Below are 23,872 nucleotides of genomic sequence, written 5' to 3' on the forward strand. Positions count from 1 at the left end.
CGCAATTTGCTTAGAATAAACTATCTGCTGTAAACTTTTGCGATGAAAGGGAACGGTAAGAAGGAATCTTAGCCCGTACTTGCCATTGCAAATCAAAACCCCGTTAGAGGCTCGTTTATGAGTTCACAAATGACTAATATTCAAAGAGATATTGAGTTATCTTCAATCTACGAAATTAGCAAAATTTTATGTTCATCCCTGGATCTCCAAAAGACCATCAGGCAAATACTTAATATCCTTTCTTCCCATCTCCAACTTCAGCGCACCATGGTCAGTTTGGTGCAACACGACAATGAAGTGCACGTTATTGGTGCAGTTGGGCTGTCTCAGGAAGAGATTGACCGGGGGCGGTTTCAAGCGGGCGAAGGTGTTATCGGTAAAATCGTGAAAATGGGCGTTCCGATTGTTGTACCTGATATCGCCAATGAACCATTATTCCTCAATAAAACCAGGGCGAGGGATCTTTCCGATGATAAACCAATCGCTTTTATAGGAGTACCTATCAAAGCGGCAGGCAAGGTTCTGGGTGTGTTAAGCGCTGACCGGGAAACGCGTAGCCGCCCCGGACGCATTCAACACGATATGCGATTCCTCAAGATGGTGGCCGACCTGATTGGCCAAACCATGCACTTGCACGAACTCGTTGCAGCAGAGCGGAAACAGCTATTGAATGAAACATATCAATTGCAAAAAGAAGTGCGTGCTAAACCATTTGCCAGCGATGTCATCGGCCAAAGCCCGTGCATGCAAGATATTTTCGGGGAAGTGCGACGTTCTGCGTCAGTTAGCTCAACCGTATTATTACGTGGTGAAAGCGGCACCGGCAAGGAAATGATCGCCCAATCCATTCACGATTTAAGCCCAAGAAAAAAAGCACCGTTCATTAGGGTAAACTGCGCCGCCTTAACAGAGTCTTTGCTTGAGTCGGAGTTATTTGGGCACGAGAAAGGGGCATTTACCGGTGCACAACACGAGCGAAAGGGACGTTTTGAGCTTGCCAATGGCGGGACATTATTTTTGGACGAAATCGGTGAAATTTCACCCGCATTTCAATCCAAATTGTTGCGTGTTTTACAGGAGCGCGAATTTGAACGCGTCGGCGGGACTAAATCAATCCGTGTCGATGTACGCCTCATTGCCGCCACCAACCGCAATCTTGAAGAGGCCGTTTCCTCGGGGGAATTTCGTGCCGATCTTTATTTTCGTCTAAATGTAGTGACTATCGTACTGCCCCCGCTCCGTGATCGACGTGAAGACATTCCGGTATTGGCCATACATTTCTTGGATAAATTTAACCGAGTAAACAACCGCCATTTAGACATTTCGACGGACGCAATGAAAATTCTCACCGATTGTTACTGGCCAGGCAATGTGCGCGAATTGGAGAATTGCGTTGAACGTACCGCCACAATGGCCAACGGTACGGCGATCAACGCCCTGGACCTGCCCTGTCAGCACGATAAGTGCTTTAGTTTGGCGCTTGGCCATGTCTGGCGGGCTTCGGGCCCCGTACCGGATATTCGTGTCGTCGGCGTCCCCAACAACCATCCATCGGCGACACCTGACGTAACCCATGTCGAATCGCAGGACGGGAAGATGCCTGAATTCAAATCGGGTCGTGAACGGTTCATATGGGCAATGGAGCAATCCGGCTGGGTTCAGGCTAAAGCCGCGCGGCTTTTAAATGTGACACCACGGCAAATGGGTTACGCCTTACAAAAATATGATATTAAAGTTAAAAAATTCTAAACAGGACTCTTGAACAGTTCCGGATAATGTTATTGTAGGAATGAAGGTTTTCATTCCTACAATCAGGTGCCGTAGAGTCTTACGAGGCTTTACGTAAAATCAAATTGCCCTCTTCATTGTTTTGCCGACCGAGACTGACGCTAAGTTCCACAGGCTTAGCCAAGTTACCGTGCAACACTATCTGCCGTGGATTCATGGACAAATGCCTGACGACCTTATAGATGGTTTCAACCTGATCCGGTACGCCGATTTTTTCCGCCAAGGCGGATAGGGTCAAGGGTTGCCGGGTTGTTTTCAACACGGCCAGGATATTTTTTTGCAACAATAAAAAATCAGCAGCGGCTTTTTTTCCGGCTTCCACACCTGGCTGATGGTAAGCGTTGATATTCACCAAAGACGCATAGAAGCCGACGGCGCGTTCGTACAGGGCGATCAAGGCTCCCACGCACCGTGTATCTACCCTCGGTACGGTGATGGTAATGGATTCCCTCTGGTTATCATAGAGTGCCTGCCGCGTACCCTGCAATAAGCCGGACAGAAAATCGCCAGACGTAAAATCCGGCTCTATTTCAATCGACGGCCCTTTGCGGTCTTCCAGGACTTCGATAAACGTCGCGAAAAAATCTGGGAGGCCTTCCCGGAGCTGTTGCACATAAGCGTGCTGGTCGGTGGAGCCTTTGTTGCCATACACGGTGATGCCTTCATGGACAACCTTGCCATCCCTATCCAATTCCTTACCCAAGGATTCCATCACCAATTGTTGCAGGTAACGTGAAAACAGCACTAAGCTGTCCTTGTAAGGCAAGATGACCATGTTTTTGCTGCCGTTGTCGCCATGGCAGGCATGATACCAACATAACGCCAATAAAGAGGCAGGGTTGCGCTTGATGTCCGGCAGGCGTGTTGCCTTATCCATCTCTTGGGCACCCCCCAACATGGAACGAATATCAATGCCCAACAAGGCGGCAGATAATAATCCGACCGATGACATTTCCGATGTGCGTCCGCCCACCCAATCGAACATGGCGAATTTTGCAAGCCAATTGTCGCAATTTTCCGCGACATCCATTTGACTGCCCGACATCGTGATAGCAACGGCATGACGCGAAAAATCCAGGCCTTGGCTGTGAAAAGCATGTTTGGCTTCCAGCAATCCGTTGCGGGTTTCCGAGGTACCGCCGGATTTGCTGATAACGATACAGAGGGTACTGCACAGGCGGTCTTTTAAACGATTAAGAACCTGATCCATGCCATCCGGGTCGGTGTTGTCGATAAAATGGATGTTAAGCGGCGGAAAATCAGCTACCAGCGCCTTGGCGACAAATTTTGGCCCAAGGGAAGAACCGCCAATGCCAATCGAGAGTATATCGGTGAATTGAGGCGCGCTAGGTGGACGGATGATGCCCTCATGAACTTTTTCAACAAAGCTTTCAATCTGCTCCAGGGTAGCCACAATTTCACCTTTTAACTCTTCAGGCGCCAATTCAGGGTCCCGCAACCAATAATGCCCTACCCTGCGGTTTTCATCCGGGTTGGCAATTGCCCCCGCCTCCAGTTCATCCATTGCCTTGAAGGCTTGCTCAAATTTGGGTTGTAGCTTCCCGATCAAATCGTCGCCAAAATTCATACGGCTAACATCCAGGTAAAGGCCCAAACCCTCGTGAAAGTAAAGCCAGTCCTGATAACGTTGCCAGAGTTCTTGATTGTTCATACGCGTTTCCAGTTAATTATATGGACGATACCCCCGCTTGCACGCCTTGGGTCTCAAACAAATAATCCAGCCATAGGTTAGCCACCTTTTCCAGGGTTGTATTTTGCCGTAACCGGGCATTCAAATGCGGGAAATCCACTTCATCCAGGTCTTGATCCTGGTTGTAGCAGGTATACACGTAGCTCTCCTTGCCGGTCTTCGGATCGACATGCTTGCACATGCACTGCGCACAAACGCCTTTCATCATACATTGCATGGGCGAGTTGATAGAACCGATGGCGATGTGGCCTTCCTTCAGATACGGTTTCAATGTGTCGTAGCGCGCCGCTTTGACAGCAGCCATCATCCGGTCCGAACCGATGGCAATGACCCGATCCACGTCCTTGAGATTGATGCTTGTCTCGCCGAGCTTTCCATCGCCATAGGCGATCATGGCCTGCACAATATTGCCGACAATGGTTTTATCCTGAGGCCGCGTAATGGAAATTGGCGTCACGCCGGGAGCCGGATCCAAAGCCCACACAATCACATCGGAAGCGTCTTCGATGTCCTTAACTTTAAAAATTCCATCGGCACTTCGATACCCGGCAAAATACAAGACCTTGTTACCGGCTTCGCGTAGCGCCTTACCAATGGAGAAAAGCACGGCATTACCCAGGCCGCCTCCCAGCAATAAGACAGTTTCACCGCCTTCGGGAATTTCCGTGGGCGTTCCGGTCGGCCCCATCAGGACGACCGCATCGCCGGGCTTCCAGGTCGCGCAGAGTCGCGAAGAGGTACCCATTTCTAAGGCAATGACGCCAACCAGGCCTTTCTCCTTGTCGACCCAGGCTCCCGTCAACGCAATGCCTTCGGTTGCCAGTGTAGTACCGTTGAGCTTAGGTGCATAGGTTTCGTAGTTCTGCACCCTATAAAATTGGCCCGGTTGAAATTTCTGCGCCGCCAGCGGGGCATGGATGATGACTTCAATAATATTGGGGGCCAAGCGTTTGACTTCTGCGACCGTCGCTTTCAATAGGCCGTCCAGTTGTTGCTGGAAGCCTTTAAGGTCAGAGTCGCGTTGGGATTGTCCGCTGGGATCGAGCCCTTGCAACGCTTTCTCAAATAGCTTGACCACATAAGGGTAACCGTCCCTCGCACTGGCCATGGCTTTGACCACATTGCCCGCATAGACAGGATGGTTATCGCCGTAATAAGTAATGTATTTGCCCTCTCTTTCATAAGAGGTGAACGGGGACGGCACCACTTCTTTTGGCATGCCCCAGCCGGATTGCGCTTCAAATTTAGGTTCGGCATCACTACTCCAATCCGGTTCAAACCGTTGGAAGAACTTGCCGTCCTGCTTAAAGGTGCCTGGGTATTCATTTTCGTAAATCGTATTAGGGGCGGTACCGGCGGCAATCATCAGCGTCCGCATGGCAACTTCCGGTTGTTCATCGCTTACAACCCATTTGCCGTCATCGCGTTTTACCAGCCTTTCAAAGCGTACGGCGCGGAGATGACCGTACTGGTCTACCAGCGCTTCCTTGGGATCCATGCCTTCGGCGAAGACCAAGCCTTCTTCCATCGCCTTGATGATCTCCTCGTGGTTTTGTCGATAGGCGGGCGAATCGTTCATCCCTTTACGATAGAATAGCGTGACACCACCCCATTGCCGCAACAACGGTTGAAAATTAGGCAACTCACCTGCTGCGCTGGCGCGCTCGCGTTCAGCCCGGATCGCCTGCCCGTGGCTTAGGAATTCGCCCAGGATGCCTTTTTCTTCCTCATCCATACGCGCCAGCACATGGTCTTCGCCAAATTGGGCGACCAAAAGTTCATAGCGCGACAATGTTTTTTCGACCTGTATCGGATAATAAGCCAATAATTCGGTCACCGCGTCGGTCGCAGTCAGGCCGCCGCCAATAACACCCGCAGGCAAACGGACCTGAAGATTGGCCAGCGATGTTTTTTTGGCCGCGCCGGAAAGCTGTAAGCCCATCAGGAAATCCGACGCTTTACGGATACCGCGCGCCATATTGTTTTTGATGTCGATCACGGTCGGCTTGCCTGCGCCGCTAGCGATGGCAATATGGTCAAACCCAAAATTCCAGGCATCCTCGATGCTCAAGGTACTGCCGAAGCGCACGCCGCCATACGACTTAAAGGCTTGACGACGGCAAAGCGTAAGGTAAATGACCTTCAGGAAATTCTTGTCCCAGCGCACGGTAATGCCGTATTCCGCTACCCCGCCGAAACCCATAAGGACACGTTTATCCAGGTCCTCATACAAGGTATTGAAATCACGCACTGGTTGCGGCAAAGTATCGGACGTTCCGGTCAATTCCGGCGGTAACGGCTCCAGCTTTAAGGCATCGATGGCTGCCACGCCGAAACCTTCATTCACCAGATAATGCGACAGCGTATAACCGGCAGGCCCCAAGCCCACGACCAACACCTTTTTACCGTTGTACGGCAAAGCATAAGGACGTTTCAGGTTTAACGGATTCCAGCGTGTCAATAAGCTATAAATTTCAAATCCCCACGGCATATTGAGTACATCGGTGAGAATATTGGTTTCTACCAGCGGGATATTGACGGGCTCCCGTACTCGCTGGAACACACAGCCCTTCATGCATTCATTACAGATCCGATGGCCGGTTCCAGGCACCATGGGATTATCAGCCACGATGAGCGCCAAGGCAGCGATATCTTCACCCTGCCGCTTCAAGGCAAAAGACTCGGATATCCGTTCTCCCAGTGGGCAACCGATTTGGGTCACACCCAGTGGATTCTGCCGGAAGCTGCCATCTTTCGCACGTTGCCCCTTAGAGCAATTATCATTGCCGCGTTCGTGACAGATTACGCATTGGTCGACTTCATATTGGACTTCACGGTTAGTGCCACGGGTATCTGTGAGCGCAAAGCCATCGCGCCGCCGTACTTTTTCTTCCGGCCCCGCCAACACGACAAAACCGTCGCGTGGTTCGGTATGGCATTCAACCAAATGATCGTAATTTATTTTCTCCGGTTGCCGAAGCGACTGCCAATGCTCGGTAGCCGTATGCAGATCAATGTCGTTGAGCGCGGCATAGATCCAGCGTTCGACAGGCACGAGCAACTGCTGGACAAATTCAAGCGAATCGGCACAAACCAAGGCTTCTGCAAATTGCGCGCTCGTCTCTTTTGATTCACTCAAACATTGCCGTATGCGACCCACTTCCGCCTCGGCATCACCCTCAAATGTGCCTTCCTTACCCTTAGCCAGCGCTTGGTAATGGCAGCTTAAGGCATCCAACTTAACCGCCACCGTAGCTAGACCGCGTTCTGGATCATCATCCAATCCCGCTTCAGGAAAGGCCACCTGCTGTAATGATTCAATCTGGGCGGTTAAGAACGGTATTTTCCAGGTCGCCAGTTCCTCAGCAGTAAAGCGTTCCGCTGCACGTTTGACCACAGTCCCTTTATAAGTAAACACTGTCTGAAAATCGTGGATGGTTGCCGTCTTTTTCTCATCATAGTTATTTTCTATGTTAAAAAGACGGGCGACAAACAGGCTCACATAAGGCGCAACCTTCAGTAAGATTTCAGACCGCTCAGCCTCTGGCATGGCTTCGTCTAGATCGGCGCGGCAGGCCAAAAACTCTGAATAAACCTTCGGATCTTCTTCCGCAATCGTTTGGTCAAAAATTGCCAAAAGATCTTTAAGCCGATTAGGCTCGTAAAGATCTGCGTAGCTAAACCCAGGGAGGCCCAAAGTAAGTTTCTGCTCGATGGGGGAAGTTGCTTCCGCAATACTCCGTAATATGGCGCTCATAATGATGATCCTCGTTTTCCATTTCTAAGTACGTCTGCTTAAGCCATAAGCAGGACTCGTGCCAGTGTCACCACAAAATGCGTAACTATTGATATTACAGATACTTTTATTTATTAAAGACATACGGGTAGTGACGTTACATTTGTAACGATTGTAACGATTTGGTATGACATTGTAAGAAACACGACAAACACAGGCTTCCGACACTAAGCCAGTTTTTCTATAAAATACATTGTGTTATCTATTTATTTTCAAATTGGTACGGAGCTTGCATCACTTTAAGCAAACGCAGTAAAGAAAGACAACTTTATTGTAAATCTACTTTTGGAGAATACGGTCATGAAGCTACCGATCTATTTGGACTATTCGGCAACCACCCCCGTTGATCCGCGTGTCGCGGATAAGATGATCCCTTATCTGACGGAATCCTTTGGCAACCCCGCCAGCCGCTCCCATAGTTTCGGCTGGGATGCTGAAAAAGCGGTGGAAAATGCCCGTGAAGAAGTGGCTCGTCTGGTCAATGCCGACCCTAAGGATATCATCTGGACATCGGGCGCGACTGAATCGAATAACCTCGCGATCAAGGGTGCCGCATTTTTCTACGACACTAAAGGCAAACATCTTATTACCTTGAAGACCGAACATAAAGCCGTTCTCGATACCATGCGTGAGCTAGAAGGCTTGGGATTCGAGGTCACTTATCTCGATCCCCTGCCCAACGGCCTTGTCGATATCGAACAATTCAAGGCTGCGATCCGCAAAGATACCATCGTTGCTTCGATCATGCATGTCAACAATGAAATCGGCGTCATCCAAGACATTTCCGCTCTCGGTGCAATTTGCCGGGAACAGGGCGTTATCTTCCATGTGGACGCGGCGCAAGCCACAGGCAAAGTTTTAATCGACCTACAAGCAATGCCGGTTGACCTGATGTCTTTTTCCGCCCATAAAACCTACGGGCCCAAAGGCATCGGTGCGCTTTACGTCTGCCGTAAACCCCGTGTACGGCTGAAAGCGATGATGCACGGTGGCGGCCATGAACGTGGCTTGCGCTCGGGCACTTTGGCGACGCATCAAATCGTTGGCATGGGCGAAGCCTTCCGGCTGGCGCGGGAAGAAATGGCACAAGAATGCAGCCGCCTCCGTTTGCTTCGGGACAAGTTGCTAGCCGGCGTACAAGATCTCGAAGAGGTTTACGTCAACGGCGATATGGTTCAACGAGTACCCCATAACCTTAATATCAGTTTCAATTTCGTCGAAGGCGAATCCATGATGATGGCCATTAAAGACATGGCCGTTTCTAGCGGTTCAGCCTGCACCTCGGCCAGCCTTGAGCCTTCGCATGTCTTGCGGGCTTTAGGCCGCAGCGACGAACTGGCGCATAGTTCGATCCGGTTCTCGATTGGTAAGTTCACGACTGAGGAAGAGATTGAATACGCCATTAACGTGCTTAGGCGCGAGGTGATGCGTCTGCGTGAACTTTCACCGCTTTGGGAAATGCATAAAGAAGGCATTGACATAAGTCAGGTGCAGTGGGCAGCAGCCCATTAACACACAAGGTACTACCCCCTAAACTTTAAGGAGAAATAACATGGCATACAGCGAAAAAGTCATCGATCATTATGAAAACCCCCGCAATGTTGGGTCTTTTGACAAAGACGACACCGATGTCGGCACCGGTATAGTGGGCCAACCTTCCTGTGGCGATGTCATGAAGCTTCAAATCAAGGTCAATGACGAAGGTGTCATTGAAGACGCAAAGTTTAAAACCTACGGTTGCGGTTCGGCCATAGCTTCCAGTTCGCTGGTAACGGAATGGGTCAAAGGTAAGACAGTCAATGAAGCCCTTGCCATCAAGAACAGTGAAATTGCCGAGGCGTTAGCGCTGCCACCGGTAAAACTCCATTGTTCCGTGCTTGCCGAAGATGCCATCAAGGCCGCTATCACCGACTACCGTACAAAACAGGATGTGGTCGATGAAGGCTATAACATTTGTAAGCCCGCCGCCTGATCCAACAAGGAGAACGAAGAAATGAACGCAGTCGTAGCCGAAATTTTCGATAACTCACCCGTAATCTTTACCAGTAATGCGGCAGCCAAGGTTAATGAACTCATTAATGAGGAAGGTAACCCCGCGCTTAAGTTACGGGTTTATGTTTCCGGCGGCGGTTGTTCAGGATTCCAATACGGGTTTTCTTTTGAAGAGGCCGTCAACGAAGACGACCTGCAAGTAGAAAAAGACGGTGTCACCGTATTGATAGATTCACTAAGTTTCCAATATCTCAATGGTGCCGAAATCGATTACCAGGAAGGGTTGGAAGGCGCCCGTTTTATGATTAAAAACCCGAACGCCACCACGACTTGCGGCTGCGGAAGTTCATTTTCAGTGTGAGCCAATCACTTAGGAATCATTGATAGAAAGGATCAATTTATGCAAGTAACCTTGACTGAAAAAGCGGCACAACAAGTACATAAGCACTTGCTCAAACGTGGCAGTGGTGTAGGCGTACGGTTGGGCGTCAAAACCAGCGGCTGTTCCGGTTTGGCGTATACCCTAGAATTTGTCGATGAAACCACTTCCGAGGATAAGCTTTTTGAATATTTTGGGGCCACTGTCGTCATTGACCCTAAAAGCTTAATATACCTTGATGGGACAGAATTGGACTTTGTCCGTGAAGGGTTAAATGAAGGCTTTAAGTTCAATAACCCCAATGTTAAGGCCCAGTGCGGTTGCGGAGAAAGTTTTAACATTTAGGAGCATCACGATGAACATACCCTTAAAGAAAAATCCTGACTATTTCGAGATCTTTGCTATAGCGCCAAAATTTCATATAGACATGGGATCTTTAAATACCAATTTCCGTGATTTCCAGCGCCAGGTTCATCCCGATAAGACCGCCCATCTGGGCGATGCCGAACGTAGGCTATCCATGCAATGGGCGACGTTGGCGAATGAAGCCTACCAAACATTGAAGAAACCGCTTGACCGGGCCAGTTACCTACTCCGTATTAATGGTATCGAGACCCATAGTGAAGGCCATGTAGATGGCCTCTCAGAGGAGTTTTTAATGGAACAGATGGAATGGCGCGAAGCGTTACAGGAAACCATTGAAAATGCGGACATCAAGGAACTTGATAAATTGGAACGCCGGATAAAAACCAAACTTACCGGTCATCTGGATAAGCTCGGCAACCTTCTCGACAGTGAGCAAAGTTATACTGCGGCGGCGAATCTGGTCAAACAAACACGCTTCCTCGACCGATTGTTGAGCGAAATCAACAACGCTTACGAATTGTTGGAGAATTAAAGTGTTATTGCAGATCGCTGAGCCTGGACAAAGCATTGAGCCGGAAGTCGTCCAACGTCTTGCCGTCGGCATTGACTTGGGTACGACACACTCACTCGTCGCAACCCTTCGAGATGGCCTGCCACAGGTGATCACGGACGAAAAAAAGCGAGCCTTATTACCGTCGATTGTTAATTATAGTGCCGACCGTACACCCACGGTTGGCTGGGATGCGAAAGCGCTGCAAAGCGAAGACGCGGAAAACACCATCGCCTCGGTTAAGCGCTTTATGGGTCGAACCCTGACCGATGTATCGTATGCCCAGAATACGCCCTATCGTTTTGTTCCCCATGAAGGCATGATCCAAATCGAAACATCAGCGGGAACTGTCAATCCAGTTCAAGTTTCCGCCGATATACTCAAAGTGCTGCATGATCGCGCCACACAATACCTGGGCGGCGAACTTGTCGGGGCGGTCATTACAGTCCCTGCCTATTTTGATGATGCACAACGTCAAGCCACCAAGGACGCGGCGCAAATTGCAGGCATTAATGTCCTGCGGCTCCTGAATGAACCCACCGCAGCCGCTGTTGCCTATGGACTCGATCAAGGGGCGGAAGGTGTCTATGCCGTCTATGACCTGGGTGGAGGTACCTTTGATATCTCCATCTTGCGCCTTTCCCGTGGCGTATTCGAGGTGCTGGCCACCAATGGTGATCCTGCCCTCGGCGGCGACGACTTTGATCGCGCCATTTATCACTGGGCCTTGGAACAGCTAGGGCTTACTAGCCCGACTGCAAACGACTCCAATCTACTGCTCTCGCAGGCACGGGAAGCCAAAGAACGGCTAAGTATATACCCCAGCGCCAATATTCAAATCCAGCGTTCCAATGGTAGTTTGGTGGTGCTTCCGATTTCCCAACAAACGTTCAACACGCTCGTTACGGATTTAGTCAACCGTACGCTCACGCCGGTACGTAAAGCACTCCGGGATGCCAGCCTTAATTTAAGTCAAATTGACGGTGTCGTGATGGTCGGCGGAGCCACTCGAATGCCTTGTATCCGCCAAGCCGTCGCCCAGTTTTTTGGTCAGGAACCCTTGACCAACCTTGATCCGGACAAAGTTGTTGCCCTGGGCGCGGCGATCCAGGCCAATGTATTGGCGGGTAATCGGACTAAGGACGATTGGCTGCTGTTGGATGTGATACCACTTTCGTTAGGAATCGAAACCATGGGGGGATTAATGGAAAAACTTATCCCACGTAATTCAACGATACCTATTGCCAAGGCACAAGATTTCACCACCTTTAAAGACGGCCAAACGGCGATGATTATTCACGTCTTGCAAGGTGAACGCGAATTAATCAGCGATTGCCGCTCCTTGGCGCGCTTTGAATTGAACGGCATCCCTCCGATGGCAGCCGGTGCAGCTCGGATTCGGGTTACCTTTCAAGTCGATGCCGATGGACTGGTGTCGGTTTCTGCAAATGAACTCATCAGCGGTGTTGAAGCCAAAATCGAGGTCAAGCCCTCTTATGGCCTGAATGATGATGACATTACCCGAATGCTGCAAGAATCCTTCGCAAACGCCCAGGCCGATATCGAGGCGAGACGGCTGGAGGAACATCGGGTCGATGCCAAACGTTTGCTCGAAGCGACCGAAGCCGCACTCAGTGAGGACAGCCACTTATTGATGCCGGAAGAGTTGGCGGTCATTACTAAGGCCGTCGAGATGCTACGTGAAGCCATTTTGGGAAGCGACTGGCAATTGATCAAACAGGTCAGCGAAAAGCTGAACCACGCTAGCACCGACTTCGCCGGTCGACGTATGGATTTAAGCATTAAAAGCGCACTGACCGGACAAACCCTAGATACTTTGGCTATGTGAGGAATAGATATGCCGCAAATCACCGTGTTGCCGCACCAAGAACTGTGTCCGGAGGGTGTCGTTATCACAGCCAAAACAGGACAGACTATCTGCGAAGCCTTGGTAAAAGGCGGGGTCGGAATTGAGCATGCGTGCGAACATGCTTGCGCCTGCTCCACCTGCCATGTGATCGTAAAAGAAGGCTTTAGTTCTTTAATTCCGGCAGAAGAAGATGAGGAAGATATGCTCGACAAAGCGTGGGGTTTACAGCCTCAGTCGCGCCTGTCCTGTCAGGCATTCATCGATGGCAAGGATCTGACGGTTGAGATCCCGAAATATAGCCGGAATTTTGTGAAGGAAGGAAAAAGTTAACGATGAACCCGCAATCGATCACCATCAACGACACCACGCTCCGTGATGGGGAACAAACCGCTGGTGTCGCGTTCAACCGGGATGAAAAAATTGCCATTGCCTCGGCTCTGGCTATGGCAGGCGTACCGGAAATGGAGATTGGCATCCCGGCAATGGGCGCAGAGGAACAAGAGATCATCGCTGCGATAGCCCAGCTTAACCTACCATCAAAACTCATGGTATGGGGCAGGATGCGGGACGATGATCTTGAGGCCGCCCGTTCTTGCGGCGTTGACCTAGTCAACCTGTCCATCCCGGTTTCAGATATTCAAATCCGTCATAAATTAGGCCGTGATCGTGCCTGGATACTTGCTACGGTAGCGCATTTTGTCAGTAAGGCAAAGGACAAGGGTCTGGATGTCTGTGTAGGCGGCGAGGACGCATCCCGCGCAGACATCGATTTCGTCATGCAGGTGGTGGAAACCGCCCAACAAGCAGGCGCTAGGCGTTTTCGCTTTGCTGACACCATGGGAATTCTCGACCCTTTCGCGACCTACCAGCGCATTCAACAATTAGCGGTGAATTTCGACCTTGAGATAGAAATGCACGCCCATGATGATTTAGGTCTCGCCACCGCCAATACACTGGCTGCTGCCTGTGCGGGTGCCAGCCACGTCAATACGACCGTCAACGGCCTTGGAGAACGCGCCGGTAACGCCGCCTTTGAAGAAACTGTCATGGGCTTGCATTACCTTTATAAAACCAGGACGGGCATTGATGTCAGCCAATTTCCGGCGATCTCGCAACTGGTGGCGACCGCTTCCGGTCGGCCCATCGCCCCGCAGAAAAGTATTGTTGGGGAGACTGTTTTTACTCACGAAGCAGGTATTCACGTTGATGGTTTTCTTAAGAACAAGCTCAATTATCAGGGCATAGATCCTAAACAACTTGGCCGCGAACACAAGATCGTACTGGGCAAGCATTCCGGTTCCCATGCGGTGATAAGAAGCTATGAGGAGCTGGGGATTTTTCTTGATACCGGTGAGGCCACGACCCTACTTTCAAGCATACGTGATCACGTCACCCGGAACAAGCGTACGCCGAATTCCACTGAACTGAGACACTTCTACGGTGCGTTAGCTTAGCGTCTACGATACCTATTTGTGCTAGAAATTGAATGATGACAAAATTTAGGAGCCATTATTTATGCATCCCGTGTTGAACCAATTATACGCTTTCTCCGCTGCCGAGGAATTCCTGGACTTCCTGGGGGTTACATACGATCCTGCCATCGTGCATGTTAATCGCCTGCATATTTTAAAGCGTTTCAATCAATACCTGTCTAAGAACCCTGTACCCGAAGAAGCGGACAACGAAACGGCACGGGAAGAATGCAAGACCCTTTTGACTAAAGCCTATATGGATTTTGTCGGCTCAAACGCAGCCCAGGAAAAAGTCTTCAAGGTATTCCAGGATCAAGACGGCAAAAGTATTTCCCTTGAAAAAATGAAGATGAGCCTGCCCTCACAGAATTAATAGTATATTTCACAACTTTAAGAGTCGCATCATGGCAAAACCTATCAAGCATGTCTTTGTCTGTACCCAGAGCAGGCCCCCCAACCATCCTCGCGGTTCTTGCGGTCAAGCCGGCTGCATGGAAGTGTTTCAGGCTTTTGCGCAACAATTTGAACAACGTAAATTGCATGACAAATATGCACTCACCAACTCAGGATGCCTGGGCGCATGCCAAACCGGGTCTAGTGTGCTCATTTATCCTGAAGGTGTTATGTATGCCAAAGTTACCCCGGATGACGTTGCAACTATCATTGATGAACATTTGATTCAATCGCAACCCGTGGAACGCCTGCTTCAGCCCCAAGAAGTCTGGGGTTAACCTGCATGGATAGCAACGCAATGGAAATGCGTAGCTTATATGCGGGCACGGTGCTTCCTGAAATTAGTCAATTACTCGAGGAAGCCATGCAGGCTTATCATGATGGAGACCATGCGGAAAAGCTGCTAAAAAAGGCGCACCAACTAGCACCGTCTGCATTGCCCGTCTATTTCTCGTTGTATAAATTTCTCTTTTATAAAGGCAAGCTTGCTGAAGCCGAGCGTGTGGTACGTTCTGCACTTGAAGAATCGGCGCGCCAAGGCGGCTTTTCCGCCTCATGGGAGCAACTCACCCCGGAATCGTCCGATTGGCTGGCTCACGATAGCCCCCAACATTTTTACCTATTTTCACTTAAAGCCCTGGCTTTTATCCGCCTACGGCTAGGTGATCGGGAAGAATGCGACAAAATCCTTGAAAAGTTACGTTTCTTGGATCGTACCGATACGGTAGGCGCCTCGGTGATTGGTGCTTTGGCATCAGGTATCCTCTAATCCAATCGCCTCTATATAACCCGTCCGACAATTTCTAAATAAAGCGGTAGGGATTATTTTGCATTTATTAACGCTCGGGCGTTAACGAGCTGCGCCAGGATTGGCTTTCTTTCTCGAACAGGCGGCGGCTGTCTTCGGGGTCCCAGGAACCGGCAGGATACGTGGCGATGTAATCCCGTTCGATCGTCCAGGTCTGTAGGATGGGGTCGACAATGAGCCAGGCGTGTTCGACTTCGTCAAAGCGCAGGAACAACGAACGGTCAGTGGGTATCTATGGGGGTATTTATAAAAATATGGCACATAAATATCACTTTTTTTCTTTACTATTCATTTAGTTAAAAATATTTTCGATCCTCACGGGCGAATGACTAAAACACGCAACCCGAAAGGCTTGGCGGGTTTTTTATTGTCCAATAAAAACCTAAAGACATTAAAGTTGGAGGTATTGGGAGGCATAACCCTCGTATCGGAAAATACAGACAATACGCCTTTTGATGACATGACGGGTTAATCAAATTTAACACGAACACCCGCCCAGCCGGAAATCGGCGCCCCCGGCCCTAAAAAGGCCTCGCCCCTGCCGCCTTTGAAGAAATTTTGATTGATAATCCCGTAGGTCTCGTAATTGGCATCAAACACATTACGTGCCATTGCGAACAGTTCAACGTTTTTGGTGACTGCATAGCGGGTATTCAGGTTCACAATCGCATATTCGCTTACCTTTGGGAACTGGCTGCTATTGTTATCATTTCCGCGCAGATATTGGCTGGACGCATATTGCAAGTCGCCGCCGAAAAACCAGCCTTTCAGGATTTCATATTCGGCACCCAGTTTGACGGTTTGCTGAGGAATGCCGGGGATGCGGTTTCCCGGCTTAACACGTACAGTCCCTAATGCATTATTGAGGGTTGCCGTAGTCTGATAAGTGGCATCGACGAAACTGTAGTTAAGGTACCAGTTCAGTTTTTTCCAGTTTCCATTAAGCCCCAACTCGGCGCCTTGACGTTGGGTAAGTCCTACATTCTGGAAAAAACCGCTGACCACACTGCCTGGAGCATTCACAAAGAGAATGTCGTTGCTTAACCGCGAGTGGTACAAGGCCGCGCTCCACTTTAACGCATCACTGAATTTGCCGCGCACACCCGCTTCGAAGGTTTTCGATACCACAGGCTTAAGCGGTGGGTCAGAGGTAAAACTGTTGGGCAACGAACAAGGCGCATTGGGATCGGCGCACGACAACTCGATGGGGGTTGGGGTGCGGAAACCTTCGTTGTAATTTCCGTACACCGTCAGCTCTTCCAAGGGCGATTGGATATCGAGCGCCTTCAATGGGTTGACAGTGAAACCTGCCGAAGGATTCAACCGATCGAACGTATGGTTACCGTTCAAGGCAGTACCCACCTGATCGCGTAGCGTTACGTTAGCCTTGTTCCAGCCAGCTGAGGCATTGGCATTAAGCCAGGGTAAAACTGACAAGGTATTGGTCGCAAAAATGCTGGCATATTCAGTATCGCTTTTTACGTTTACATCAGTGGCAAACGGTGTCGTGCCGATGGTGGCTTGGGCAGGGCTAAAAACCGCATCTTGGGCAGACTGGGTAAAATCGGTGCTGTTGTCGTTGTAACCGCCGCCAACGGTCATTTGGTTTTCCATGCCCAAGATGGGCGTTGTTGAAGTCAGTTGTAGGTTGATGCCGCTACTATCCTGGACAATAAGGTTTGCGACATTAGATGCTGGGGCAACAATTGCACCTTCACTATCAGCGCATTGGGTGAGATTGATTAAGGTTTCACAAGTCTCATCGACGTTGCCGGTATTGCTGTTGACGGACTTGGTCGTATTGCCACGATAATAGGCGTTTCCAGCCAAACTGAGTTCATCCGTAAAACGGTGTTCGGCCTTTAAATTGAAAAAAAACAGCGTATTTTGGAGCGCATCCGGTGCCGTAAAAATCGCCCGTCGGTCTGTATTAAGGGAACTGATTGGCACGGGACCCACACCATTAAGCGTGTTATCGGCAAAGGTAAAGCTTAAATCAAGGTCGGTATTCCCGTTTTCCCAGCCGACTTTGCCGAATGCTTGATGTACGGCACTTTTCGTAAAAGGCCGCCAGCCATCATCCTCGAAAATGTTGCCGGATAAGAACCAGTCGAAATCGCCCTTGGAACCGCCGTGCTCGGCTTCAAACGCCTTGCGTCCGAATGAACCTCCATAGGCTTCAGCGCGGGTGCCGGCATGGCTGAAGCCGCTTTTTGTCCGCACCGAGAGCGCCCCGCCTAGGGTATTCAAGCCGAACAATGGATTGGATCCCGGTATTAAATCGATGTTGGCAATGGCGTTTTTGGGAATCAAATCCCAATTGACGGTATCCCCAAACGCTTCATTGACACGCACGCCATCTTGATAAACCGACAGGCCAATTGGGGTTCCCAACAAGGGCGAGGCATTAAAGCCGCGATACGTCACATCGGGCTGGAATGGATTATTTTGGTTGTCGTTAATGTTGACGCTGCCCAATCGGCGGTTCATGAAATCGGACAGACTCAGTGCGCCGTGACGTTGAATATCCTCATCCTCCGCCGATTGCACATTACCAGACACTTTCTCACGGGACAAGCCCGTAGCGCCCAGTGGTGTCGTCCCTATCACTTCCACATCGGGAAGCTCAAAAGCATCGAGCCGATTCCCATTGTTTTCAGTTGCTGCATTATCGGCGTAAGCCACAGGCGTTATTGTCGCCAAGGCGAAGAGGGTATTACGAATTATCATACTTAAGGAGGATAGGGTTCAAATTACTATATAGCCCATTATGGGATTATATATTTTAACTATATGATTTTATTATTATAGGTTTATCATTTAACGTACATGTAAGGGATATTCACCGACTGAAAATGGTATTTTGCCCGACATATAAGTATGCTCATTATTTCATATTCGTAATCGCTAAGAATTAGGAAAATTTCCTTTTTTCACTAAACGCGAGTCCTTAAACTAACTCATTTTTTGGTCAATTTTAGGGCGCTACAAAAATCTGCCGTAAGGCTTAAAGGTTTCCTCATTGGACTTCTTTCCGCCAAACCTACTTCGGCACAATTTTGTGGCGCTAAAAAAATCAAGAAACAACAAGTCAACTCATGTTCAGCGGATGAATAACCGCCTGGCTTTTCAACATGAAGTAACCCATAGTTGGGATTCAAGCAGGCTCAAGCCTTGCTTTAGAGAAGAAGTGACCATTGGGTCGTTACGGTGGCGAAGATACGGGTTTCCTTTGTTCAGAAAACCCCGTCTTGCCAACTCCCAACCTCACGAATGGGAAGTTGGGAAGAGGTGGTTATGGAACGGGTAGCGGCTGTGCTAGCGCAAAATCTAATGGGCAACTATTTTTATGACTTTTGTGGCAGTTATAAATGTATCCCCATTTATTTTTTTCGTAATGGCGCAGTGAGAAGGTTTGATGAAACACGGCAAACCCGGCTTAATACCTCGTCCGGCGAACTGAAGTTGGCGAATCTTGGGGGAAACAGATAGCCTAGACAAGAAGCCCAGGGGAAACAAGGAGGAAGCGAAGGCAAACGTAACTGTAAATCCTTCGGTTCCGTTCGTTATACTTTGTTTAGGCTGGCTGGGTTTCGTATATCAACCCAGCCTACCACTATTTGGCGTTAAACCTGCAATTACTTGTTTTTATTACGTTCGTTGACTTCTTTGATGACTTCATCCGCCACATTTTTCGGGCATGGCATGTAGTGGGAAAATTCCATGGAGAATTGCCCGCGACCGGAAGTCATGGTCCGTAAATCGCCGATATAGCCGAACATTTCGCTCAACGGCACATCCGCTTTTACCCGCACGCCAGTAATACCTGGATCTTGCGACTTAATCATGCCACGACGACGGTTAAGGTCACCGATAACGTCACCAACGTGGGCATCCGGGGTGAAGGTATCCACCTTCATGATCGGTTCCAGCAACTGCGGGCCAGCTTTTGGGATGGTTTGGCGGAATGCGGCTTTTGCGGCAATTTCAAACGCAATCGCGGATGAGTCAACCGCATGGAACGCACCGTCGGTCAGGATAACCTTGAAATCCAAGCACGGGAAGCCAGCTAACACGCCTTTGTCCAGCATACTTTTGAAGCCCTTTTCTACCGCCGGCCAGAATTCGCGCGGGACGTTACCGCCCGTGACCGCCGATTCAAAGATAAAGCCATTGCCCGGCTCCATCGGCTCAATAACATAGTTAATTTTGCCGTACTGGCCTGAACCGCCCGATTGTTTCTTATGGGTGTATTCGTCTTCAACCCGTTTGGTGATGGTTTCGCGGTAAGCCACTTGCGGTTTACCGACAATAACATCCACGCCGTGGGTACGTCGTAAAATGTCTACCTTGATGTCGAGATGCAACTCGCCCATACCTTTCAGGATACATTCACCGCTTTCTTCATCGGTTTCGACGTGGAAAGACGGGTCTTCTTGAACCATTTTACCTAAAGCGATACCCATTTTTTCGTTGGATCCTTTGTCTTTCGGGCTGATCGCAACGGAAATAACCGGATCAGGGAAGACCATTGGCTCTAGTGTTGCAGGTTTGTCTGGGTCGCATAAGGTATGGCCAGTTTGCACGTTTTTAAGGCCTATCAAGGCAACGATGTCGCCAGCTTGCGCGGTTTCGATCTCGGAACGGTCATTGGCGTGCATTTCTACCATTCGTCCAACCCGCTCGGTCTTGCCGGTAAAGGTGTTGAGCAAGGTGTCGCCTTTTTTCAGGCGGCCTGAATAGATACGGACGAAGTTCAACGCGCCAAAGCGGTCATCCATAATCTTGAACACCAAGGAACGCAAGGGACGACTTGGATCGACGATGGCATATTCACCGGACGGGTTTCCTTCTATGTCGACTTCAGGCTGCGGCTGAACTTCGGTTGGATTTGGCAAATAATCGACCACGCCGTCCAGAATCAACTGTACCCCTTTGTTTTTAAAAGAAGAACCACAAAAAGTTGGAAAGAAATCCAGATGGATTGTGCCTTTGCGGATGCAGCGTTTGATGGCTTCAACATCAGGCTCTTCACCTTCCAGGTATTTTTCCATGACTTCATCGTCTTGGTCGGCAACCTGGTCGATCAACTTGTCACGCCATTTTTCCATTTCCTCGACCATCTCTTCAGGCACATCCTTGATTTCATATTTCAACGGATCGCCAGAATCATCCCAAATCCAGGCTTTGCGGGTCAATAAATCGACCACACCGACGAATTTATCTTCCTGACCAATTGGTATGGTCAGCACAACCGGCACCGCACCCAGTACGTCTTCCACTTGTTTGACAACACGGAAGAAATCCGCACCGATACGGTCTAGCTTATTCACGTAAATAATACGCGCCACTTTAGAGTCGTTAGCATAACGCCAGTTGGTTTCCGATTGCGGTTCTACGCCACCGGAACCACAGAATACGCCGATACCACCATCCAATACTTTAAGGGAACGGTACACTTCGATAGTGAAATCAACGTGTCCCGGAGTATCGATGATGTTGAAGCGATGGTCTTTCCAGAAACAGGTCGTCGCCGCCGATTGGATGGTGATCCCACGTTCTTGCTCTTGCGCCATAAAGTCCGTGGTAGCAGCACCGTCATGTACCTCACCGATTTTGTGGATTTTTCCGGTGAGCTTTAATATCCGCTCGGTGGTCGTGGTCTTACCGGCATCGACATGCGCGAAAATACCGATGTTTCTGTAAAGCGATAAATCTGTCATAGTTGTACTCTATTGTGGACGTGAAAACTTTACTGGAGACTAAGTTGTGACTACGTCTCTAATTTGGATTCTAAGCTTGACGATGAGCAACAAAACTTATTTCTGTCCTGTCAAGTTTTGAAAACCGACTATTTTAACCTAAATTTCTTACAAAAATACAAGAATCCTCTCATTATTTTGCCGCAGCACCTTTTTTTAGATCATTAGGTTAGTGCCCGAGGCTTTTTCAATCCGAACGACACGTGCTTGATCACAAATTGAACCCGACATGCCCAGGTTATCTTGAAGAATGTCTGTTGCAAGTAGCCTAAATGAATTAGCTGTGCTACTAATATGCATGTCATCCGCAACCTATTGCCGCCTACCCTAAACTAATCCTGTGGACGTATCTAAAAAAATTTTATTCGCTGGCGACCCGCACGGGAACTTTAGGCCATTGATAAATGCCGTACACCAACACAAGCCGGAAGCGGTCGTGCTGTTAGGTGATTACGACTTGGAAACGCCGCTGGAAAATCCCTTGCAAGAGATTATCGGACGGACTGAGATATGGTGGATTGCCGGTAACCACGATTTTGAAACGCCTGACAAACACCGCAACCTGTTCCATTCCGCCCTCGCAGACAAAGGCTTACACTTAAAAGTCACTGATATCGCTGGCATACGCATTGCCGGGTTGGGCGGCATATTCCTGGGCAGGGTATGGTATCCCCCACAAATGCCTAAATGGGTAAATAAGCAGCAATATATCAACGCCCAACGAATGCATATCAGGATGGGGGGAATGCCCTTAAAATACCAGTGTGCCATTTGGCATGATGAATTTCATGCTTTAGCTCGGTTGAAAGCGGATATTTTAGTCACCCATGAAGCACCTGGGTCCCATAAGCACGGGTTTCAGGCTATCGGCGAACTCGCTTCGGCAATGGGCGTAAAACAAATTTTCCATGGCCATCTGCACGAAAATTACGCCAAAGTCATCAAGCATAATATCCAGGTGTTCGGGGTCGCTAACGCGGCGGTTACTGATTTAGCGGGCAATACGGTCAGCGATTGTCGCGCTTCAGGCTATTAAGCTATTCCAGGTTTCAGTTTAGCCTGTAAAAACGCCAAAATCCCTTCGAGTGGAATTTCTTCATTTTGCTCTGAGGTCCTTGATTTATATTCGACCATTCCCGCTTCCAATCCTCGGTCGCTTATAACGATACAATGCGGTATCCCTATCAGTTCCATATCTGAAAACATAAAGCCAGCACGTACTTTGCGGTCATCAAACAATACCTCAATACCCGCTTTCAACAGGTCTTGATACAGCTTTTCAGCCGCGAGCTTAAGGCGTTCTGATTTGTGCAAATTCATCGGGCAAATGGCAACCTGAAAAGGCGCAAGGCTCACAGGCCAGATAATGCCCCTGGCATCATGGTTTTGTTCAATGGCTGAGGCTACGACACGGGAGATGCCGATGCCATAACAACCCATAATCATCGTTTGGTTTTTGCCGTCTTCATTGATAATCCCGGCTTTCATGGATTCGCTGTATTTGGTGCCGAGTTGGAATATGTGGCCGACCTCGATACCACGGGCGATGTGCAATTGGCCTTGCCCGTCTGGGCTAATATCACCCTCAACAACAGTTCGGATGTCTTCAATATGGTTAGGCAACGATAAATCACGCTCCCAGTTAACACCCGTAAAATGCTGCCCATCTTCATTGGCACCACAAACAAAATCCGACATTAAAGTCACGCTGCGATCAGCTATGATTTTTATATTCAGGTTAATGGGGCCTATCGAACCGGGTTTGCAATGGCAACTCTGGATGATTTCCGCATCGCTGGCGAAAGTGAGCGGCACAGCGACACCCTCAATTTTTTCGGCTTTAATAGGATTAAGTACGTGGTCACCCCTTAATAGAAGGGCAACTAAACTGCCATCATCGCCTTTGACAACCAGGGTCTTGAGACATTGCTGCACTGGCGCATTAAAAAATTGGCTGACATCTTCAATACTGTGCTGACTAGGTGTGCTGACTTTTTTGAGTTCGACACCAGCCTTAGCGCGGCTGCCTTTAGGCATAACAACTTCTGCTTTTTCGATATTAGCCGCATAATCGCTACCATCCGAAAACGCAATCGCATCTTCACCCGATTCCGCCAACACATGAAACTCGTGGGACACTGCGCCACCAATCGAACCCGAATCGGCGATTACGGCGCGAAATTTCAGCCCAAAGCGGGTGAATATCGTGGTGTAGGCTTGGTGCATCAGATCGTAGGTTTCTTGCAACGATTCTTGGCTTAAGTGGAAAGAATACGCATCTTTCATGATGAATTCACGGCAACGCATTACGCCGAAACGCGGGCGGATTTCATCACGGAATTTGGTCTGTATTTGATAGTACGTAATAGGCAATTGCTTATAGCTTTTGATTTCGTTGCGCGCAAGGTCAGTGATAATTTCTTCGTGCGTAGGCCCCAGACAAAAATCGCGGTCATGGCGGTCTTTAAGGCGGGCAAGTTCTGGCCCGTATTTCTCCCAGCGCCCGGTTTCTTGCCATAGCTCTGCCGGCTGCAACGCAGGCATCAGCACTTCCAACGCCCCTGCCCTATCCATTTCTTCCCTTACGATCGCCTCTACCTTTCTTAGAACCCGTAGCCCCAATGGCAACCATGTATACAGGCCGGCCGCCAACTTGCGGATCAATCCTGCCCGTATCATCAACTGATGGCTGATTACAACCGCATCGGCAGGAATTTCTTTAACAGTGTTGAGTAAATTTTGAGAGGTACGCATTTGCTTTCTTGATGGATGAAAAGAGTCGTTTTTTCGAAGTAAACAGTATTATTGTATCGTTGCCATTAAGCCAAAGACTTGTATTGGGGGATTATCACAAATTCTGAGTTGATATAAAAACCCAAGGTACTAAAAATACTAGGGGCTTATTTTGCTGTTGAAAATTATCCC

Annotated in this window: 19 protein-coding genes and 1 pseudogene; 14 read left to right on the forward strand and 6 right to left on the reverse strand. The window is 49.2% G+C overall.

Annotation, left to right across the window (positions count from 1 at the left end; translation table 11 throughout):
• The first annotated feature begins 117 nt into the window (after positions 1-117).
• On the forward strand, positions 118-1,749 hold the full coding sequence (gene nifA, locus MGMO_RS01870; protein WP_023493317.1) for a nif-specific transcriptional activator NifA: 1,632 nt from the start codon (positions 118-120) through the stop codon (positions 1,747-1,749).
• Positions 1,750-1,828: 79 nt separating this feature from the next.
• Here the strand turns inward: nifA and MGMO_RS01875 are convergent, their stop codons facing one another.
• Complete coding sequence (locus MGMO_RS01875; RefSeq protein WP_023493318.1) at positions 1,829-3,460, reverse strand: glucose-6-phosphate isomerase; 1,632 nt, start codon at positions 3,458-3,460, stop codon at positions 1,829-1,831.
• A gap of 16 nt (positions 3,461-3,476) precedes the next feature.
• Positions 3,477-7,256: an oxidoreductase FAD/NAD(P)-binding domain-containing protein gene (locus tag MGMO_RS01880; protein WP_023493319.1), complete on the reverse strand. Its 3,780-nt coding sequence runs from the start codon at positions 7,254-7,256 to the stop codon at positions 3,477-3,479.
• 339 nt (positions 7,257-7,595) lie between these two features.
• Between MGMO_RS01880 and MGMO_RS01885 the strand changes: the two genes are divergently transcribed.
• The 11 genes from MGMO_RS01885 to MGMO_RS01935 all read left to right on the forward strand — a co-directional run bounded on the left by MGMO_RS01885 (position 7,596) and on the right by MGMO_RS01935 (position 15,146).
• Complete coding sequence (locus tag MGMO_RS01885) at positions 7,596-8,807, forward strand: IscS subfamily cysteine desulfurase (protein ID WP_023493320.1); 1,212 nt, start codon at positions 7,596-7,598, stop codon at positions 8,805-8,807.
• Positions 8,808-8,847: 40 nt separating this feature from the next.
• Complete coding sequence (gene iscU, locus MGMO_RS01890) at positions 8,848-9,267, forward strand: Fe-S cluster assembly scaffold IscU (protein WP_023493321.1); 420 nt, start codon at positions 8,848-8,850, stop codon at positions 9,265-9,267.
• Between the two features lie 21 nt (positions 9,268-9,288).
• Positions 9,289-9,648, forward strand: a complete 360-nt coding sequence (erpA, locus tag MGMO_RS01895; protein WP_023493322.1) for an iron-sulfur cluster insertion protein ErpA — start codon at positions 9,289-9,291, stop codon at positions 9,646-9,648.
• Between the two features lie 39 nt (positions 9,649-9,687).
• Positions 9,688-10,011 (forward strand): iron-sulfur cluster assembly protein IscA, encoded by a 324-nt coding sequence (gene iscA, locus MGMO_RS01900; RefSeq protein WP_023493323.1) that lies wholly within the window; start codon positions 9,688-9,690, stop codon positions 10,009-10,011.
• 10 nt (positions 10,012-10,021) lie between these two features.
• Complete coding sequence (hscB, locus tag MGMO_RS01905; RefSeq protein ID WP_023493324.1) at positions 10,022-10,564, forward strand: Fe-S protein assembly co-chaperone HscB; 543 nt, start codon at positions 10,022-10,024, stop codon at positions 10,562-10,564.
• A 1-nt stretch (position 10,565) separates the two neighbouring features.
• A complete protein-coding gene (gene hscA, locus MGMO_RS01910; protein WP_023493325.1) occupies positions 10,566-12,431 on the forward strand; it encodes a Fe-S protein assembly chaperone HscA in 1,866 nt (621 codons plus the stop codon).
• Between the two features lie 9 nt (positions 12,432-12,440).
• Positions 12,441-12,782 (forward strand): ISC system 2Fe-2S type ferredoxin, encoded by a 342-nt coding sequence (gene fdx / locus MGMO_RS01915; protein ID WP_023493326.1) that lies wholly within the window; start codon positions 12,441-12,443, stop codon positions 12,780-12,782.
• Positions 12,783-12,784: 2 nt separating this feature from the next.
• Positions 12,785-13,906, forward strand: a complete 1,122-nt coding sequence (gene nifV / locus MGMO_RS01920; RefSeq protein ID WP_023493327.1) for a homocitrate synthase — start codon at positions 12,785-12,787, stop codon at positions 13,904-13,906.
• Between the two features lie 61 nt (positions 13,907-13,967).
• Complete coding sequence (gene nifW / locus MGMO_RS01925) at positions 13,968-14,297, forward strand: nitrogenase-stabilizing/protective protein NifW (RefSeq protein WP_023493328.1); 330 nt, start codon at positions 13,968-13,970, stop codon at positions 14,295-14,297.
• A 31-nt stretch (positions 14,298-14,328) separates the two neighbouring features.
• On the forward strand, positions 14,329-14,655 hold the full coding sequence (locus tag MGMO_RS01930; RefSeq protein ID WP_023493329.1) for a (2Fe-2S) ferredoxin domain-containing protein: 327 nt from the start codon (positions 14,329-14,331) through the stop codon (positions 14,653-14,655).
• A gap of 5 nt (positions 14,656-14,660) precedes the next feature.
• Positions 14,661-15,146 (forward strand): hypothetical protein, encoded by a 486-nt coding sequence (locus tag MGMO_RS01935; protein WP_036306515.1) that lies wholly within the window; start codon positions 14,661-14,663, stop codon positions 15,144-15,146.
• Between the two features lie 67 nt (positions 15,147-15,213).
• Here the strand turns inward: MGMO_RS01935 and MGMO_RS01940 are convergent.
• Positions 15,214-15,408, reverse strand: a pseudogene (locus tag MGMO_RS01940) (glucose-6-phosphate dehydrogenase); the annotation flags it as partial.
• Between the two features lie 102 nt (positions 15,409-15,510).
• Between MGMO_RS01940 and MGMO_RS19845 the strand changes: the two are divergent.
• On the forward strand, positions 15,511-15,657 hold the full coding sequence (locus MGMO_RS19845) for a hypothetical protein (RefSeq protein ID WP_023493331.1): 147 nt from the start codon (positions 15,511-15,513) through the stop codon (positions 15,655-15,657).
• On the opposite strand, the gene MGMO_RS01945 is transcribed toward MGMO_RS19845, so the two are convergent.
• The gene (locus MGMO_RS01945; RefSeq protein ID WP_023493332.1) at positions 15,654-17,915 is read right to left on the reverse strand and encodes a TonB-dependent receptor; all 2,262 of its coding nucleotides are present in this window, start codon (positions 17,913-17,915) and stop codon (positions 15,654-15,656) included. The two genes, MGMO_RS19845 and MGMO_RS01945, sit on opposite strands and share 4 nt — an antisense overlap.
• Positions 17,916-18,823: 908 nt before the next feature.
• On the reverse strand, positions 18,824-20,908 hold the full coding sequence (gene fusA / locus MGMO_RS01955; RefSeq protein WP_023493334.1) for an elongation factor G: 2,085 nt from the start codon (positions 20,906-20,908) through the stop codon (positions 18,824-18,826).
• A 379-nt stretch (positions 20,909-21,287) separates the two neighbouring features.
• Here fusA and MGMO_RS01960 point away from each other — a divergent pair, with 379 nt between their 5' ends.
• On the forward strand, positions 21,288-21,983 hold the full coding sequence (locus MGMO_RS01960; RefSeq protein WP_023493335.1) for a metallophosphoesterase family protein: 696 nt from the start codon (positions 21,288-21,290) through the stop codon (positions 21,981-21,983).
• Here the strand turns inward: MGMO_RS01960 and MGMO_RS01965 are convergent.
• Positions 21,980-23,701 carry a proline--tRNA ligase gene (locus MGMO_RS01965; RefSeq protein ID WP_023493336.1) on the reverse strand — a complete coding sequence of 574 codons (1,722 nt, stop codon included), beginning with the start codon at positions 23,699-23,701 and terminating at the stop codon, positions 21,980-21,982. The two genes, MGMO_RS01960 and MGMO_RS01965, sit on opposite strands and share 4 nt — an antisense overlap.
• Positions 23,702-23,872: the final 171 nt, after the last annotated feature.

It is taken from the genome of Methyloglobulus morosus KoM1 (assembly GCF_000496735.2).
In the GTDB taxonomy this organism is placed as follows: Bacteria; Pseudomonadota; Gammaproteobacteria; order Methylococcales; family Methylomonadaceae; genus Methyloglobulus; species Methyloglobulus morosus.

Bases quoted from the DNA above. Each gene is read 5' to 3' on its own strand.
- MGMO_RS19845 (WP_023493331.1), top strand. From the start codon at position 15,511: ATGACTAAAACACGCAACCCGAAAGGCTTGGCGGGTTTTTTATTGTCC.
- hscB (WP_023493324.1), top strand. From the start codon at position 10,022: ATGAACATACCCTTAAAGAAAAATCCTGACTATTTCGAGATCTTTGCT.
- iscA (WP_023493323.1), top strand. From the start codon at position 9,688: ATGCAAGTAACCTTGACTGAAAAAGCGGCACAACAAGTACATAAGCAC.
- MGMO_RS01965 (WP_023493336.1), bottom strand. From the start codon at position 23,701: ATGCGTACCTCTCAAAATTTACTCAACACTGTTAAAGAAATTCCTGCC.
- fusA (WP_023493334.1), bottom strand. From the start codon at position 20,908: ATGACAGATTTATCGCTTTACAGAAACATCGGTATTTTCGCGCATGTC.
- MGMO_RS01945 (WP_023493332.1), bottom strand. From the start codon at position 17,915: ATGATAATTCGTAATACCCTCTTCGCCTTGGCGACAATAACGCCTGTG.
- MGMO_RS01875 (WP_023493318.1), bottom strand. From the start codon at position 3,460: ATGAACAATCAAGAACTCTGGCAACGTTATCAGGACTGGCTTTACTTT.
- MGMO_RS01935 (WP_036306515.1), top strand. From the start codon at position 14,661: ATGGATAGCAACGCAATGGAAATGCGTAGCTTATATGCGGGCACGGTG.
- MGMO_RS01880 (WP_023493319.1), bottom strand. From the start codon at position 7,256: ATGAGCGCCATATTACGGAGTATTGCGGAAGCAACTTCCCCCATCGAG.
- iscU (WP_023493321.1), top strand. From the start codon at position 8,848: ATGGCATACAGCGAAAAAGTCATCGATCATTATGAAAACCCCCGCAAT.
- nifV (WP_023493327.1), top strand. From the start codon at position 12,785: ATGAACCCGCAATCGATCACCATCAACGACACCACGCTCCGTGATGGG.
- erpA (WP_023493322.1), top strand. From the start codon at position 9,289: ATGAACGCAGTCGTAGCCGAAATTTTCGATAACTCACCCGTAATCTTT.
- MGMO_RS01930 (WP_023493329.1), top strand. From the start codon at position 14,329: ATGGCAAAACCTATCAAGCATGTCTTTGTCTGTACCCAGAGCAGGCCC.
- nifW (WP_023493328.1), top strand. From the start codon at position 13,968: ATGCATCCCGTGTTGAACCAATTATACGCTTTCTCCGCTGCCGAGGAA.
- fdx (WP_023493326.1), top strand. From the start codon at position 12,441: ATGCCGCAAATCACCGTGTTGCCGCACCAAGAACTGTGTCCGGAGGGT.
- MGMO_RS01885 (WP_023493320.1), top strand. From the start codon at position 7,596: ATGAAGCTACCGATCTATTTGGACTATTCGGCAACCACCCCCGTTGAT.
- nifA (WP_023493317.1), top strand. From the start codon at position 118: ATGAGTTCACAAATGACTAATATTCAAAGAGATATTGAGTTATCTTCA.